This window comes from Enterobacter sp. WI-ESBL-E8, assembly GCF_053364895.1.
The window spans coordinates 3831371-3845764 of sequence record NZ_JBRWXJ010000001.1 but is presented as its reverse complement, the minus strand read 5'-3'; the positions used below and the strand labels follow the sequence as shown (position 1 = coordinate 3845764).

Genomic DNA, 14394 nt, shown 5'->3' with positions numbered 1-14394 from the left:
TCGTATTTCCATTTAAAATGAGAGAGCGGCGCGAATCATCGCGTCAGGTTGTGTGTGTCTTGCTAAAGGGAATACTAGATGTAGTTGTCTTAAGTTTCAACCATACAAGATATGGGAAATTTAGATTGATGTCGCACAAGTGATTAGCTCAGCGGGGCAGGGCAGGCTGTACGGGTTTTTCAGGCCATCAGGCAAAGAAAAGCCCCGGCAGCCGCTGGCTGTCGGGGCAGAGAAACGCGTCAGGTATCGTTATTTACGCAGGCTGAGCAGGGCGCCAACGAAGATACCGACCGCCGCGACCGTGCCCAGCGTACAGAGCGGTTTTTCGCGCACGAAGGTTGTGGCGCAGCTGACCGCATCGCAGGCCGCCTGCGTCGTACGCGTACGTCCATTCAGACGCGCGCGGGTTTCACGGAGCAGAGACTGAGCCTTACGCTTTGCGGCATCCGCTTCGTCCTTCGCGTCACTTCCCCAGGACTTCAGCACCTCTTCCAGCGTGTCCGCTAATTGGCTGACATCATTACGAATATCCTGAGCGTCGTCATTAATATCGTTTCGGTTCGGTCTGTTAAACATACGATCCTCCGTAAATTTGTGTTCCCGTTCAGTTTAGTTCAGAAATTTAATATCTGAAGCGCATCACGCGTTATCCGGCAGTTTATGGACTATTCTGAAAGCCCTGCTAATGCTGAATACTGTAAGGTTGCCGGGCAGGAAAAGATAACGAGGAAAAGATATGTATTTACGACCTGATGAGGTGGCGCGCGTTCTTGAAAAAGAGGGATTCACCATGGATGAGGTGACATCAAAAGCGTATGGATATCGCCGCGGCGAGAATTATGTTTACGTTAATCGTGAAGCCAGAATGGGACGTACCGCTCTCATTATTCACCCGACGCTGAAAGATAGAAGTCTGTCATTCGCTGAGCCTGCCTCGGATATTAAAACCTGCGATCATTATCAGCAATTTCCGCTCTATTTAGGCGGAGAGACGCATGAGCATTATGGTATTCCGCATGGCTTCAGCTCGCGCATGGCGCTGGAGCGGTTTTTGAAGGGACTGTTTGGCGACGTACAGTAAATTTGCGACTGGCGTTCGCCAGTCGCTTCACATCACGCTTTTGCCTGGCTGTACTGGCTGACCTTAAACAGGCGGCGACAGTAGTCGAGAAAATAGCCGTAAACCGCACCCATCAGCATTGAAATCACAATATTTGAACTGACCGCCGCGGCAATCTGGTGCCAGTCCGCGCCCACCGTCAGCAGAATGGCCACGTAAACCGGAGACTGGAACGTCACATACGCCAGCACGTCCGCCAGGTTTTTCACCCAGCCGGCGGGGCTGATACGCCGCGCGAAGCGCATGACCGCATCGCGGTATAAACCATAAGGCCAGGCAATAATAATATTGACCGGGATCGCCACCAGTCGAGAAGAAAGTGACTGCTCGAAGGTCATTCCGGAGAGGAAAATTTCAATCAGCATGTTCACGACGGAACAGTAGACAACCATCGCGAAAGTATCCGCTACCGCATGGCGCAGGCGAGATTGCGGTGAGAACATGTCTGAACTCCTTGAGAAGAACACAAAAGAAACGATTTTCCCGAAGCGGTTAGTGCTTTAGGTTGGTTTGCTTGACGTGTATAGCGTATATCTCTATGTTTGAACTAACAACTAGTGATTAATTTTTATTTAATCGCGTTTTGTCGACAAAATTCTCTAAATTTGGTTGTTTTTTGTTCGGTTCGTTATAATCTGTCTCGATCAATGATTTTCATATAAAAATCAATCGATTGTTGTTGGTTGTGCTGCGGTGGGACTTGGTTCACTTGCGGGTAGCGCAGAATGCTGAAATTTGGATTAAAGTTAACCCTTTATATTGTTGTGAGTATTGAATTCGGGCGTATGCCGCAGGCGTCATAAGATAATATTACCGGCGATATTTAATCTTATTAACAGTAGGGGCGTACGGCAACGCGGGTAGATATTTAAACAGAAATGAATTATTCTGTCGGCGATTTATCTATTTACCCTAAAGAAAAGGTTTTCAAATAATATGTCTTTGACGTTACAGAATCTTAATAATATCCGAACTCTGCGGGCCATGGCGCGCGAATTATCCCTGGACGTTCTTGAGGAAATGCTGGAAAAGGTCAGGGTCGTTGCCGAAGAGAAACGTAGTGAACTGGCGGAATTAGAGCAGCAGCGCGCTGAACAGCAGGAGAAAATTAACGCCCTGCTGGAGCTGATGAAAGCTGACGGTATTTCACCGAATGACCTGCTGGGCACTGAGCTGGCGCAGGCGGGCAAGCCAGCGAAAAAACGCAAGCCGCGTGAAGCCAAATATCGCTTTATTGACCAGAACGGTGAAGAGAAAACGTGGACCGGCCAGGGCCGCACGCCGAAGCCTATTGCCAGCGCGCTGGCAAACGGTAAATCACTGGATGATTTTCTGATCTAATGCGTGAACCGGGCGGAATATTCCGCCCGGCTGTCTGTTCAGCAGACGCCAAAATCACCGTCTTCGGTATACGGTGCCAGATCGGCAGCTTTCAGAGTATATTTCTCGCCTTGCTCATTGCTGGCCTGTACCGCCACAATGCTCTCACCATTCACTTCGAGCACCTTCAGCTTTGGGCCGCCTTTGCGCGGTTGTACATAATCACCGACAGAAAACATATTACCTCCTCTTCGTTTTAGCGATCTTCACCTTAGCCCACGTACGACGGCGGGTACAGCGTAATTCACCGTTTACTGCTTATGAGGTACGCCGGTTCCAGGGCATCACCTTGAGCAGCCGCGCCATGCCGCAAAAACCCGTCACACCCGCGAGCAGCAGCCCGGCCCCCACGAAACCGCTGAGCAGGAAAAAGCCGCTGGAGACGCTATAGCCCAGCACCACGCCGCAGAGAATGAGCAGCCCGGCGGCAATTTGTACCTGACGCATCAGCGGCAGCGGCTGGGATTTATCTTCGACGGTCTGTAGCCCGGCCTGCTTCCAGCCCTGAATGCCGCCTTCAACCACAAAAGCCTGAGCGGGCGCGGCAGCCTGTGCAAGGCGATCGGCATTCCCCGAGGTCCGGGCGCCGGACTGGCAGTGAAAAATTACCGTTTCACCTGCGTGCGTTTTAAGCCCCCCGGGCAGAGTATCCAGCGGCACGGACTGCGCGACGGGAATATGCTCGCGGGCGTACTCGTCGGCATCGCGGATATCAATCAGTCTGGCGCCTTCAGCGACGCGGGCGCTGGCCTGGCGCGGGGAGAGAAGAGGAAGTGACATGGCGGCTCCTTACGGGCAATAAAGGGTTTTCAGGGTACTGATAAGCTGATGCACCGCATCGTTTTTAATGAAATAAAGGATGCGCTGCGCGTCGCGGGTGCTGTCGATAAGGCCTTCCTCACGCATGCGCGCCAGGTGCTGCGACGTAGCGGACGCGCTAAGCCCCGTCGCACGCGCCAGTTCCCCCGCGCTGGTGCCGGGGGCACCGCACAGCGTGCAGAGGATCAGCAGCCGACGCGGGTTGCTCATTGCTTTTAAGAGTGTGGCGGCCTGCTCGGCGCTGGTCTGGAGTTGTTCAAGTTCAGTCATGGTAGTTTAGTGTTTTCTTAATTAAGCAAATGCTAAACTAACCTAACGCTTTAAACCAGCGTCAAAAGCGTAAAAGAGGGTAAACGCGAGGTTAGGGACTGGTACAGACGGGTAAACGGGCTATGCTTAGAGAGTTCTCCTGATTATTTTCAATGGATTAGCTTGCACGGAGTTTTTATATGGGATTTTGGCGCATTGTTTTTACGATCCTCATACCGCCGCTGGGCGTGCTGTTGGGCAAAGGGCTTGGCTGGGCGTTTATTATCAACATTCTTCTGACGCTGCTGGGCTACTTCCCCGGCCTCATTCACGCGTTTTGGGTACAGAGCAAAAGCTAAGCGCGCCACAGTAAATCGCTATAGATATCGGTCAGCACGCCCGCTGGGCCAAACTGCTGTTTGATCCACCGCGTGACCTGACCGGTCGCGGCATGCTGCGTGGCGAGCAGCATGCGCGAGTCCTGACGCGGGTTATTAATCCGCCGCGTCACCAGCAGCCCGTCTTCCACCGCCTCGCGCGTCATATATTCCGGTAAAAAACCTATCCCTTCCCCCAGAATCTGGCATTGGCATTTGGTGTTAAAGTCCGGCACCAGAATGGCCTCCTGCCCGTGCAGCAGCCAGCCGACCTTCTTATTAATCGTGTGTGCGGTATCTTCAACCATGATGTTGGGGTACAGGCGCAGCTGGCTCTCCGCTATCGGTTCCGGGACGAAGGCCAGCGGGTGTTCAGGCGAAATGGCGAACACCCAGCGGATGGCGCCGATCTCGGTGTAATCAATCCCGCCGCCGTCGAGCAGCGTGTCCGGTGCGCCAATCGCGATATTGGCCTGGTTGTTAATGATGGAGTCCCAGACGCCGTTATACACCTCGGTAGTAACGGTGATCTGGCAGGTAGGAAACTGCTTTTTCAGCACCTGCAGCAGCCGCGCGGTATGGCGCGGGGTGTATAAAAGCTGATTGATACAGATGCGCACCCTCGCCTCAATGCCCTGAGAAATGGTATCTATGCCGCGCTTGATGGCATGGAAATCATTCAGCAGGTCGGTCGCTTTGCGGTAAAAGTAAAACCCGGACTCGGTCAGCTCAATGCTGCGCGTGTTGCGGACAAACAGCACCACGTCCAGCCCGGTTTCCATCCGCTTGATGGTGTAACTGATGGCCGAGGTAGTGACCCCAAGCTCGGTCGCCGCCTTGCTGAAGCTGCCGAAGCGTGCGGCGGTGGTAAAGGCCAGCAGGTTCTCTTCGGTAAAGATGGAATTCATATCGCTGCTCCCGTAAGCCATCAGTTTTGAACATATTTTAACAGCACCGTTACAATGCGCTTGATGTCGATCACAGTTCTGATGTTTAACGCCAGGCCGCGCGACATAAGGCTTTGTCAGGCATAAGCAGAATGCAGCCTTGCGCGTTTAAAAGCCCTAAAACATAAGAAAAAGGTTGCACGGCCGCACGTTTTAGCTGAACTGTTGAATTTAACTCAACAATGAATTGACTGTCGATGAATCATTTTTAAGCGGATTCTTTTATGACCAGGCTGTTGCTATTCTCAGGTCAATAGAAATAAAAAACATCGGAGTCTGAATATGTCTGCAACTGAACTCGTTACTGAATTTCTGCTGGCGGCAGAAGAGGGCAATAGCGATGCGCTAAAAGCCTGTCTGGAGAAAGGCGTGGATATTAACGCCACCAACCGCCAGAAAAGAACGGCGGTTATTATTTCCAGCCTGAAAAAGCATTATTCCTGCGTGGCGCTGTTAATTGCCGCCGGTGCGGATATTGATAAACAGGACCAGACCTGCTTTAACCCCTTCCTGATTAGCTGCCTGACCAACGATATTACCCTGCTGCGCCTCGTGCTTCCGGCAAACCCGGATCTTGACCGCCTGACGCGCTTCGGCGGCGTGGGCATTACGCCTGCCAGTGAAAAAGGACACGTGGAGATCGTGCGCGAGCTACTTGAAAAAACCGACATTAACGTTAACCACACCAACTTTGTCGGCTGGACGCCGCTGCTGGAAGCCATCGTGTTAAACGACGGCGGTGCAAAACAGCAGGAGATTGTGAAGCTGCTGCTGGAGCACGGCGCGAACCCGCACATGACCGATAAATACGGCAAAACCCCGCTCGAACTGGCGCGGGAAAAAGGCTTCGATGCGATAGCCGACCTGCTGCTGGCGGCGGGCGCGTAAAGCAATCGGCCAGCCGGGTCCGGCTGGCCGTTAATTCAAAAAGCATTTTTACCGACGTGCATTTTGCACGACGGCGGTCCCCTTTTATCCGCATCCTGGAGAAAATAATGCCAACGAAAATCGTGATTAAAAAGAACACCTATTTTGACTCCGTCTCATTAATGTCCGTTTCCACCAAAGCCAATAAATTACCGGGCGTCGAGCAGGCCTTTGTGGCGATGGCGACGGAAATGAATAAAGGCGTCTTAAAAAACCTCGGGCTATTAACGCCGGAATTAAGCGAGGCTAAAAACGGCGATCTGATGATCGTGATTAAAGGCGACGCGGCCAATGATGAAACCCTGGCCGCTATTGAGGCGCTGTTCACCCGTAAAGAGAGCGCGGGCTCCCATGAAGCGCGCTACGCCACGATTGCCAGCGCCAAAAATCATCGCCCTGACGCAAACCTCGCGGTCATTTCGGTGAACGGTACCTTCGCCGCGCGCGAAGCGCGTCAGGCGCTGGAAAACGACCTTAACGTGATGCTCTTCTCCGACAACGTGTCGCTCGACGACGAGCTGGCGCTGAAGCAGCTGGCGCACCAGAAAGGGCTGCTGATGATGGGGCCGGACTGCGGCACCGCCATCATCAACGGCGCGGGGCTGTGCTTCGCCAACGCGGTGCGCCGCGGGCCGATTGGCATCGTCGGCGCATCGGGCACCGGCAGCCAGGAGCTGAGCGTGCGCATCCATGAGTTCGGCGGCGGCGTGTCGCAGCTGATTGGCACCGGCGGGCGCGATCTCAGCGAGAAAATTGGCGGCCTGATGATGCTCGACGCCATCGACATGCTCGAAGCCGACGAGGAGACCCAGGTCATTGCACTTATCTCCAAGCCGCCTGCGCCCGCCGTTGCTGAAAAAGTGCTGGCGCGCGCGCGCGCCTGCCGCAAGCCGGTGGTTGTCTGCTTCCTCGGCCGCAGCGAACCGCCAGCGGATGAAGACGGCCTGCAGTTCGCGCGCGGCACCAAAGAGGCTGCGCTGAAGGCCGTCCTGCTCACCGGCATCAAAAAAGAGTCCCTGGACCTGCACCCGCTCAACTGGCCATTGATTGAAGAGGTGCGAGCCCGCCTGACCCCGCAGCAGAAGTACATTCGCGGCCTGTTCTGCGGCGGCACGCTGTGCGACGAGGCGATGTTCGCGGCGCTGGAAAAATACGACGACGTCTGGAGCAACATTCAGCCCGATCCGGCGAAGCGCCTGAACGACATCAGCGTCAGTAAAGCCCATACCTTCCTCGACTTTGGCGACGATGACTTCACCAACGGCAAGCCGCACCCGATGATCGACCCGACCAACCGCATCAGCCGCCTGCTGCAGGAGGCCCGCGACCCGGAGGTCGGGGTGATTGTGCTGGACTTCGTGCTGGGCTTTGGCGCGCACGAGGACCCAGTAGGGGTGATGCTCGACGCCATCAAAGAGGCGCAGGCGATTGCGAAAGCCGATAACCGTCCGCTGGAGATCCTCGGCTACGTGCTCGGCACCGACCAGGATCCACAGCCGCTGGCGCAGCAGTGTCAGCTGCTCACCGACGCCGGCGTGATTTGGGCCAGCAGCAGCACCAACACCGGATTACTGGCCCGTGAATTTGTCTGCAAAGGGGAGAAAGCATAATGACGACCTTATTTAACCAGCCGCTGAACGTGATTAACGTGGGAATTGCGATGTTCAGCGACGATCTCAAAAAGCAGCACGTTCCCGCCACCCAGCTCGACTGGACGCCGCCGGGGCAGGGCAATATGCAGGTCGTTGGGGCGCTCGACCAGCTGGCCGAAAAACCGCTGGCGGAGAAGATCGCCGCCGCTAACCAAATCGCCCTTGAGCGCATTATTCAGTCCCATCCGGTGCTGGTGGGCTATGACCAGGCCATCAACGTTGTGCCGGGGATGACCCGCACCACCATTCTGCACGCCGGTCCGCCCGTCTCCTGGGAAAACATGTGCGGAGCAATGAAGGGTGCGGTCACCGGGGCGCTGGTGTTTGAAGGGCTGGCGACGGATCTGGAGGACGCGGCCAGGCTGGCGGCTTCAGGCGACATCACCTTCTCGCCGTGCCACGAGCATGACTGCGTGGGCTCGATGGCGGGCGTCACCTCCGCGTCGATGTTTATGCACATCGTTGAAAACAAAACCTACGGCAACCGCGCATTCACCAACCTCAGCGAGCAGATGGCGAAGATCCTGCGCATGGGCGCCAACGACCAGAGCGTTATCGACCGCCTGAACTGGATGCGCGACGTGCTCGGCCCGATGCTGCGCGACGCCATGAAGATTATCGGCGAAATCGACCTGCGCCTGATGCTGGCCCAGGCGCTGCACATGGGCGACGAGTGCCACAACCGCAACAACGCGGGCACCACGCTGCTTATTCAGGCGCTGACGCCGGGGCTGATCCAGGCGGGCTATCCGGTGGAACAGCAGCGCGAGGTATTTGAGTTTGTCGCCAGCAGCGACTATTTTTCCGGCCCGACGTGGATGGCGATGTGTAAGGCCGCGCTGGACGCCGCCCACGGCATTGAGTACAGCACCGTCGTCACCACCATGGCACGCAACGGCTACGAGTTTGGCCTGCGCGTCTCCGGCCTGCCGGGGCAGTGGTTCACCGGCCCGGCGCAGCAGGTGATTGGCCCGATGTTCGCGGGTTATAAGCCGGAAGATTCCGGGCTGGACATCGGCGACAGCGCGATTACCGAAACCTACGGCATCGGCGGCTTTGCGATGGCGACGGCCCCGGCAATCGTTGCGCTGGTGGGCGGGACGGTGGATGAAGCCATCGACTTCTCCCGCCAGATGCGCGAAATCACCCTCGGCGAAAACCCGAACGTCACCATTCCGCTGCTCTCGTTTATGGGCATCCCAACCGCCATCGACATCACCAAAGTCGCTGGCACCGGCATTCTGCCGGTCATCAATACCGCCATTGCCCATAAAGATGCGGGCATCGGCATGATTGGGGCGGGCATCGTTCACCCGCCGTTTAGCTGTTTTGAAAAGGCGCTGTTGACCTTCCGCGATCGCTACTTTTTATAAGGCAAGCATCCATGAAAAACATGAAACTGGAGTGGAAAAGAGGTGACTGGGCGGCCTATTTCGGGTTGATGACCAACAACCTGACCAATTTGCTGACCATGATGGGGTTGCTCATTTTTGTCGTCGGCATCCCGAAGGAGATTGTTTATGGACGCATCGCGCCGGCCTTCGGGCTGGCGGTGCTGGCCGCGAGTATTTGCTACGCGTGGTTCGGCATGCAGATGGCGCGCCAGACCGGGCGCACGGACGTCACCGCGCTGCCGTCCGGCCCCAGCGCGCCGTCAATTTTTACCGTAACCTTCCTGGTGCTGATGCCGGTGTATCAGCAAACGGGCGATGCGGAGTTCGCCATTCAGATTGGCCTGGTGTGGTGCTTTGTTGAGGCGATGATCCTGGCGGGCGGTTCGTTTTTAGGGGAAACCATCCGCAAGATGATCCCGCGCACCGTGCTGCTGTCGTGCCTGTCCGGCCTGGGCCTGCTGCTGCTGGCGATGAACCCGATGCTGCAGGCGTTCGAAGCGCCGACCGTGTCGTTCATCGTCCTGCTGCTGATCTTCATTAACTGGTTCGGTAAAAAGCCGATTTTCGCCAGAATTCCCACCGGTCTGCTGCTGCTGGTTGCGGGCACGGCCCTGGCGTGGATCTCCGGCCTGCAAAGCCCGGAAGCCATCAAAGCCTCGATGTCGTCGTTCGGCTTTAATCCGCCGCAGCTGCACGTGGACGGTTTCCTGCAGGGGCTGCCGCACGCGCTGCCGTATCTTGCCTCGGCGGTTCCGCTGGGCCTGGCAAACTACATCTTTGACCTGGAGAACATCGAAAGCGCCCACGCGGCGGGAGACGCCTACCCGACGCGCAAGGTGATGCTGGCGAACGGTCTGGCCTCCATGCTCGGCTGCCTGATGGGCAACCCGTTCCCGGTGACGGTCTACGTCGGCCACCCGGGCTGGAAAGCGATGGGCGCGAGCATCGGCTATACGCTGGCCTCCGGGGTGACCATGTTCATCGTGCCGCTGTTCGGGCTGGGGGCGTTTATGCTCGCCATCATTCCGATGACCGCCATCGTGCCGATTCTGGTGTTTATCGGCGTCGTCACCGCCAACCAGGTGGTGAGGGAAACGCCCAAAGTGGAGGTGCCCGTTATCTTCATCTGCCTGTTCCCGTGGATCGCCAACTGGGCGCTGACCATGATGAACAGCGTGATGGGCGCCGCAGGCACCAGCGCGGCGAAAATCGGCACCGACGTGCTGCACAGCAAGGGCATCTACTACGAAGGGCTGATGCATCTCGGTAACGGCGCGCCGCTCGCCAGCATGCTGTGGGGCTGTATTGCCATTTTTGCCATCATCAACAAGCCGCTGCGGGGCGCGATTGCCGCCGCCGTTGGGGCACTGCTGGCGCTGTTTGGCGTGATCCACGCCCCGGTGGTGGGCTTTGCCGAAGGCAGCTCGCTGATGTTCGTCACCGCGTATCTGATGATGGGCGGCATGTTTGTGGTGAAGCATGTTCTCGACAGCCGGGAAGTGGCGAGCGCTGCGTCACCGGTTTCTGAATCCTGATAATGCCTGATGCCCTCACCCTAACCCTCTCCCACAGGGAGAGGGAACGTGAATCCCCCCTCTCCCTGTGGGAGAGGGCCGGGGTGAGGGCACCAGAACGCACCTTCTAAAGGAAACAAAATGAAAGAGCTTATGGTCGTCGCCATTGGCGGCAACAGCATTATCAAAGACAACGCCAGCCAGTCGGTAGAGCATCAGGCGCAGGCGGTGAAAGCGGTGGCAGAGTCGGTGCTGGAGATGCTGGCATCTGACTATGACATTGTGCTCACGCACGGCAACGGTCCCCAGGTGGGGCTGGATCTGCGCCGCGCCGAAATCGCCCACGAGCGGGAAGGACTGCCGCTGACCCCGCTGGCAAACTGCGTGGCGGATACGCAGGGCGGGATCGGCTACCTGATCCAGCAGGCGCTGAACAACCGCCTTGCCGCGCGCGGGGAGCAAAAAGCGGTCACGGTCGTTACGCAGGTTGAGGTGGATAAAAACGATCCCGGCTTTACGCACCCGACGAAACCGATCGGCGCGTTCTTTACGCAGGCGCAGTGGGATGAACTACAAATCGCCCATCCGGACTGGTATTTCGTAGAAGACTCCGGTCGGGGCTATCGTCGCGTGGTAGCCTCACCCCAGCCGCTGCGGATTGTTGAATCGGAGGCCATCAAAACCCTGACGCAAAAAGGTTTTGTGGTGATCGGCGCGGGCGGCGGGGGGATCCCCGTTGTTCGCAGTGAGCAGGGGGATTATCAGAGCGTCGACGCGGTGATTGATAAAGATCTCTCCACCGCGCTGCTGGCGCGCGAGATCCGCGCCGACGTGCTGGTCATCACCACCGGGGTGGAGAAGGTGTGCGTCAACTTCGGCAAGCCGAACCAGCAGGCGCTGGATACCGTCAGCGTGGCGCAGATGACGCGCTACATGGAAGAGGGCCATTTCCCGGCGGGCAGCATGCTGCCCAAAATCGTCGCCTCGCTGGAGTTTTTACACCACGGCGGCAAGCGCGTGATTATCACCTCGCCGGACTGCCTGCCCGCGGCGCTGCGCGGGGAAACCGGTACCCATATTGTTAATGAAGGAAGATAAGATGAGTGAAAACAAAAGCCGCCGCGAATTCATCAGCCAGAGCGGCAAAATGGTCACCGCCTGCGCGCTGTTTGGCGCGACCGGATCCGTCGCGTATGCTGCTGACTCAGCAAAGCCAACCTGCGAGACCGGCAAACCGATGAACATCACCGCTAAGCATTACTATCTGGACAACGTGCTGCTCGAAGCCGGGTTTAACGTTGAGGACAGCGTGGCGACAAGCACCCGCACCGAGCTGAAAACGCTGGAAATCAAAGACGGGAAGATCGTCGCCCTGCGCGACAATAAAAGCCACGCGGACGCCATGCTGCCGCACTATGACGCGGGCGGCAAGCTGATGCTCCCGGCGATGCGCGATATGCACATCCACCTGGATAAAACCTTTTACGGCGGTCCGTGGCGCTCCCTGAACCGTCCGGCGGGCACCACCATTCAGGACATGATCCGCCTCGAGCAAAAGATGCTGCCGGAGCTGCAGCCGTATACTCAGGAGCGAGCGGAAAAGCTGATCGACCTGATCCAGTCGAAAGGCTCCACCATCGCCCGCAGCCACTGCAATATCGAGCCGACCTCCGGCCTGAAGAATCTTGAAAATCTGCAGGCGGTTTTATCGCGCCGCAAGCCGGGCTTTGACTGTGAAATCGTCGCTTTCCCGCAGCACGGGCTGCTGCTGTCAAACTCAGAAAAACTGATGCGCGAGGCGATGCAGGCCGGGGCGCACTACGTGGGCGGGCTGGACCCGACTAACGTTGACGGTGCGATGGAGAAATCCCTCGATCTGATGTTCCAGATAGCGCTGGACTACGGCAAAGGGGTGGACATTCACCTGCACGAAACCAGCCCGGCGGGCGTGGCGGCGGTGAATTACATGGTGGAAACCGTGGAGAAAACGCCGGCGCTGAAGGGCAAGCTGACCATCAGCCACGCCTTTGCGCTGGCAACGCTTAACGAGCAGCAGGTGGATGAGATAGCCACCCGCATGGCGGCGCAGCAGGTGACCATCGCCTCTACCGTGCCGATTGGCACGCTGCATATGCCGCTGAAGCAGCTGCGCGATAAGGGCGTGTTTGTGATGACCGGCACCGACAGCGTGATCGACCACTGGTCGCCGTACGGCCTGGGGGACATGCTGGAAAAAGCCAATCTTTATGCCCAGCTCTACATCCGCCCGAACGAGCAGACCCTTTCCCGCGCATTAGGTATCGCCACCGGCGACGTGCTGCCGCTGAACGACAAGGGCGAGCGCGTGTGGCCGAAAGCGCAGGACGACGCCAGCTTTGTGCTGGTGGACGCCTCCTGTTCCGGCGAAGCCGTGGCGCGCATCTCCCCGCGTACCGCGACGTTCCATAAAGGGAACCTCGTCTGGGGCTCGGTGGGCTAATGTGGTGCCGGGTGGCGCTGCGCTTACCCGGCCTACGGTTCGGAGATTTTGTAGGTCGGGTAAGGCGAAGCCGCCACCCGACAATGCAGTATACTGCTATGCACATTCTTAAAGAGGGATCTGCCATGGCACAAAACATCTACGACAACCCGGCGTTTTTCGAAGGCTACGCCCAGCTTCCGCGCTCGGTACAGGGGCTGGACGGCGCGCCGGAGTGGCCCGCGCTGAAAAGCATGCTGCCCGATCTCAACGGTAAATCGGTTGTGGATCTCGGTTGCGGCTACGGCTGGTTCTGCCGCGCCGCGCGTGAACTGGGCGCGTCTGAGGTGACCGGCGTGGATATCTCGGAAAAGATGCTCGCTCGCGCCGCTGAGCTGACGCATGATGCCCGGATCCACTACCAGCGTAGCGATCTCGAATCGCTGACGCTCAGCGAGAACAGCCTCGATCTGGTCTATAGCTCGCTGGCGCTGCACTACCTGCCGGCGCTGGATGCCCTGTTTGCGAAGGTTCAGCGCGCGCTCAAGCCCGGCGGCAGCCTGGTCTTTTCGATGGAGCACCCCATTTACACCAGCGCCACGCGTCAGGGCTGGCTGACCGACGATAACGGTGAGCGGTTCTGGGGCGTGAATCACTATCAGGATGAAGGCAAGCGCGTCAGCAACTGGCTGGCAGACGGGGTGATCAAGTATCATCGCACGCTGGGCACCACGCTTAACGCGCTCATCAGGGCCGGGTTAACCATAAGTGAAGTCAACGAGTGGGGACCAACGCAGGCGCAGATTGACGCCTGGCCCGCGCTGGCCGAAGAGGCGGAACGCCCGATGCTGGCGTTGATCGCCGCCCGTAAGGCCTAATACCCGACCTTATACACCCGCCCGCTCTGCACGCCCTCCACGCTGCGGCGATAGGCGTTCGCCACGGTTGCCGCAGGAACGCTTTCAAAGCCCGGGAAGAAGCCGTCGTAGGTTTCGACGGATTCGGTGAGCACCGTCGGGCTAATCAGGTTGATGCGGATCCCGCGCGGCAGTTCACAGGCTGCGGCGCGAACAAACCCTTCCAGCGCGGCATTCACCGTGGTGGCATTCACGCCCTGGGCAATCGGCTCGTGCGCCACGATGCCGCTAATCAGGGTGATTGAGCCACCTTCGTTCAGATAATGCTGGCCGGTCAGCGCCAGGCGCACCTGCCCGAGCAGCTTATCCTGCAGGCCCTGATTGAAGTCGCTGTCCTTCATGGTCGCAAGCGGGCCAAAGTAGAGGCCGCCGCTGGCGGAGACAATCGCATCCACCGGGCCGATGTTCTCAAACAGCGCCTGCACGCTTGCCTGCGACGTAATATCGACCTGATAGTCCCCCTGCGTGCGGCCGACGCGGATAACCTCGTGACGACGGCTTAATTCTTCTGTTACGGCACGACCGACCGTACCGCTGGCACCAATAATGACGATTTTCATAGCCGACTCCTTATGTTGTGAGTCTTCATTCTTTAGTAAATTAAAATGCAGATAAACTGGGCTAAAGTTAGAAGATTACT

Annotated in this window: 17 protein-coding genes; 10 read left to right on the top strand and 7 right to left on the bottom strand. The window is 57.6% G+C overall.

What is annotated here, in order from left to right:
- Positions 1 to 249: 249 nt before the first annotated feature.
- Entirely contained in the window at positions 250 to 576 is a 327-nt protein-coding gene (locus ACWHWP_RS18190) for a DUF883 domain-containing protein (protein WP_008502569.1), read from the bottom strand.
- 160 nt (positions 577 to 736) lie between these two features.
- Between ACWHWP_RS18190 and ACWHWP_RS18185 the strand changes: the two genes are divergently transcribed.
- Positions 737 to 1081 carry a DUF2002 family protein gene (locus ACWHWP_RS18185; RefSeq protein ID WP_006811693.1) on the top strand — a complete coding sequence of 115 codons (345 nt, stop codon included), beginning with the start codon at positions 737 to 739 and terminating at the stop codon, positions 1079 to 1081.
- 32 nt (positions 1082 to 1113) lie between these two features.
- On the opposite strand, the gene alaE is transcribed toward ACWHWP_RS18185, so the two are convergent.
- Complete coding sequence (gene alaE / locus ACWHWP_RS18180) at positions 1114 to 1563, bottom strand: L-alanine exporter AlaE (RefSeq protein WP_023617655.1); 450 nt, start codon at positions 1561 to 1563, stop codon at positions 1114 to 1116.
- A 493-nt stretch (positions 1564 to 2056) separates the two neighbouring features.
- On the opposite strand from alaE, the gene stpA reads away from it, so the two are divergent.
- Complete coding sequence (gene stpA, locus ACWHWP_RS18175) at positions 2057 to 2461, top strand: DNA-binding protein StpA (protein WP_047348091.1); 405 nt, start codon at positions 2057 to 2059, stop codon at positions 2459 to 2461.
- 38 nt (positions 2462 to 2499) lie between these two features.
- Here the strand turns inward: stpA and ACWHWP_RS18170 are convergent, their stop codons facing one another.
- The 3 genes from ACWHWP_RS18170 to ACWHWP_RS18160 all read right to left on the bottom strand — a co-directional run bounded on the left by ACWHWP_RS18170 (position 2500) and on the right by ACWHWP_RS18160 (position 3589).
- Positions 2500 to 2679, bottom strand: a complete 180-nt coding sequence (locus tag ACWHWP_RS18170; RefSeq protein WP_059312461.1) for a hypothetical protein — start codon at positions 2677 to 2679, stop codon at positions 2500 to 2502.
- A gap of 79 nt (positions 2680 to 2758) precedes the next feature.
- Entirely contained in the window at positions 2759 to 3280 is a 522-nt protein-coding gene (locus tag ACWHWP_RS18165; RefSeq protein WP_059312462.1) for a rhodanese family protein, read from the bottom strand.
- Between the two features lie 9 nt (positions 3281 to 3289).
- Positions 3290 to 3589: an ArsR/SmtB family transcription factor gene (locus ACWHWP_RS18160; protein WP_059312463.1), complete on the bottom strand. Its 300-nt coding sequence runs from the start codon at positions 3587 to 3589 to the stop codon at positions 3290 to 3292.
- A 179-nt stretch (positions 3590 to 3768) separates the two neighbouring features.
- Between ACWHWP_RS18160 and ACWHWP_RS18155 the strand changes: the two genes are divergently transcribed.
- Positions 3769 to 3927: a YqaE/Pmp3 family membrane protein gene (locus tag ACWHWP_RS18155; RefSeq protein ID WP_059312464.1), complete on the top strand. Its 159-nt coding sequence runs from the start codon at positions 3769 to 3771 to the stop codon at positions 3925 to 3927.
- Here the strand turns inward: ACWHWP_RS18155 and ACWHWP_RS18150 are convergent.
- Positions 3924 to 4853 (bottom strand): LysR substrate-binding domain-containing protein, encoded by a 930-nt coding sequence (locus ACWHWP_RS18150; protein WP_059312525.1) that lies wholly within the window; start codon positions 4851 to 4853, stop codon positions 3924 to 3926. The genes ACWHWP_RS18155 and ACWHWP_RS18150 overlap by 4 nt on opposite strands.
- A 321-nt stretch (positions 4854 to 5174) precedes the next feature.
- Here ACWHWP_RS18150 and ACWHWP_RS18145 point away from each other — a divergent pair, with 321 nt between their 5' ends.
- From ACWHWP_RS18145 to ACWHWP_RS18115, 7 genes are all read left to right on the top strand, one after another.
- Positions 5175 to 5780, top strand: a complete 606-nt coding sequence (locus ACWHWP_RS18145) for an ankyrin repeat domain-containing protein (protein WP_447856111.1) — start codon at positions 5175 to 5177, stop codon at positions 5778 to 5780.
- A 107-nt stretch (positions 5781 to 5887) separates the two neighbouring features.
- Positions 5888 to 7429 carry an acyl-CoA synthetase FdrA gene (fdrA, locus tag ACWHWP_RS18140; RefSeq protein WP_447856110.1) on the top strand — a complete coding sequence of 514 codons (1542 nt, stop codon included), beginning with the start codon at positions 5888 to 5890 and terminating at the stop codon, positions 7427 to 7429.
- On the top strand, positions 7429 to 8844 hold the full coding sequence (locus ACWHWP_RS18135; RefSeq protein WP_063428889.1) for a YlbE family protein: 1416 nt from the start codon (positions 7429 to 7431) through the stop codon (positions 8842 to 8844). The genes fdrA and ACWHWP_RS18135 overlap by 1 nt, the downstream gene beginning before the upstream one ends.
- An 11-nt stretch (positions 8845 to 8855) precedes the next feature.
- Complete coding sequence (locus ACWHWP_RS18130) at positions 8856 to 10400, top strand: hypothetical protein (protein WP_047348098.1); 1545 nt, start codon at positions 8856 to 8858, stop codon at positions 10398 to 10400.
- A gap of 120 nt (positions 10401 to 10520) precedes the next feature.
- The gene (locus tag ACWHWP_RS18125) at positions 10521 to 11477 is read left to right on the top strand and encodes a carbamate kinase family protein (protein ID WP_447856109.1); all 957 of its coding nucleotides are present in this window, start codon (positions 10521 to 10523) and stop codon (positions 11475 to 11477) included.
- Position 11478: 1 nt separating this feature from the next.
- Entirely contained in the window at positions 11479 to 12858 is a 1380-nt protein-coding gene (locus ACWHWP_RS18120; RefSeq protein ID WP_447856108.1) for an amidohydrolase family protein, read from the top strand.
- A 125-nt stretch (positions 12859 to 12983) separates the two neighbouring features.
- Positions 12984 to 13715 carry a class I SAM-dependent methyltransferase gene (locus ACWHWP_RS18115; RefSeq protein ID WP_447856107.1) on the top strand — a complete coding sequence of 244 codons (732 nt, stop codon included), beginning with the start codon at positions 12984 to 12986 and terminating at the stop codon, positions 13713 to 13715.
- On the opposite strand, the gene ACWHWP_RS18110 is transcribed toward ACWHWP_RS18115, so the two are convergent.
- Positions 13712 to 14314 carry a short chain dehydrogenase gene (locus ACWHWP_RS18110; protein WP_063956804.1) on the bottom strand — a complete coding sequence of 201 codons (603 nt, stop codon included), beginning with the start codon at positions 14312 to 14314 and terminating at the stop codon, positions 13712 to 13714. The genes ACWHWP_RS18115 and ACWHWP_RS18110 overlap by 4 nt on opposite strands.
- Between the last annotated feature and the right edge of the window lie 80 nt (positions 14315 to 14394).

What these genes read in the sequence shown, in the direction of transcription:
- ACWHWP_RS18190 (WP_008502569.1), bottom strand. Translation starts at nt 576, where the DNA reads ATGTTTAACAGACCGAACCGAAACGATATTAATGACGACGCTCAGGAT.
- ACWHWP_RS18185 (WP_006811693.1), top strand. Translation starts at nt 737, where the DNA reads ATGTATTTACGACCTGATGAGGTGGCGCGCGTTCTTGAAAAAGAGGGA.
- alaE (WP_023617655.1), bottom strand. Translation starts at nt 1,563, where the DNA reads ATGTTCTCACCGCAATCTCGCCTGCGCCATGCGGTAGCGGATACTTTC.
- stpA (WP_047348091.1), top strand. Translation starts at nt 2,057, where the DNA reads ATGTCTTTGACGTTACAGAATCTTAATAATATCCGAACTCTGCGGGCC.
- ACWHWP_RS18170 (WP_059312461.1), bottom strand. Translation starts at nt 2,679, where the DNA reads ATGTTTTCTGTCGGTGATTATGTACAACCGCGCAAAGGCGGCCCAAAG.
- ACWHWP_RS18165 (WP_059312462.1), bottom strand. Translation starts at nt 3,280, where the DNA reads ATGTCACTTCCTCTTCTCTCCCCGCGCCAGGCCAGCGCCCGCGTCGCT.
- ACWHWP_RS18160 (WP_059312463.1), bottom strand. Translation starts at nt 3,589, where the DNA reads ATGACTGAACTTGAACAACTCCAGACCAGCGCCGAGCAGGCCGCCACA.
- ACWHWP_RS18155 (WP_059312464.1), top strand. Translation starts at nt 3,769, where the DNA reads ATGGGATTTTGGCGCATTGTTTTTACGATCCTCATACCGCCGCTGGGC.
- ACWHWP_RS18150 (WP_059312525.1), bottom strand. Translation starts at nt 4,853, where the DNA reads ATGAATTCCATCTTTACCGAAGAGAACCTGCTGGCCTTTACCACCGCC.
- ACWHWP_RS18145 (WP_447856111.1), top strand. Translation starts at nt 5,175, where the DNA reads ATGTCTGCAACTGAACTCGTTACTGAATTTCTGCTGGCGGCAGAAGAG.
- fdrA (WP_447856110.1), top strand. Translation starts at nt 5,888, where the DNA reads ATGCCAACGAAAATCGTGATTAAAAAGAACACCTATTTTGACTCCGTC.
- ACWHWP_RS18135 (WP_063428889.1), top strand. Translation starts at nt 7,429, where the DNA reads ATGACGACCTTATTTAACCAGCCGCTGAACGTGATTAACGTGGGAATT.
- ACWHWP_RS18130 (WP_047348098.1), top strand. Translation starts at nt 8,856, where the DNA reads ATGAAAAACATGAAACTGGAGTGGAAAAGAGGTGACTGGGCGGCCTAT.
- ACWHWP_RS18125 (WP_447856109.1), top strand. Translation starts at nt 10,521, where the DNA reads ATGAAAGAGCTTATGGTCGTCGCCATTGGCGGCAACAGCATTATCAAA.
- ACWHWP_RS18120 (WP_447856108.1), top strand. Translation starts at nt 11,479, where the DNA reads ATGAGTGAAAACAAAAGCCGCCGCGAATTCATCAGCCAGAGCGGCAAA.
- ACWHWP_RS18115 (WP_447856107.1), top strand. Translation starts at nt 12,984, where the DNA reads ATGGCACAAAACATCTACGACAACCCGGCGTTTTTCGAAGGCTACGCC.
- ACWHWP_RS18110 (WP_063956804.1), bottom strand. Translation starts at nt 14,314, where the DNA reads ATGAAAATCGTCATTATTGGTGCCAGCGGTACGGTCGGTCGTGCCGTA.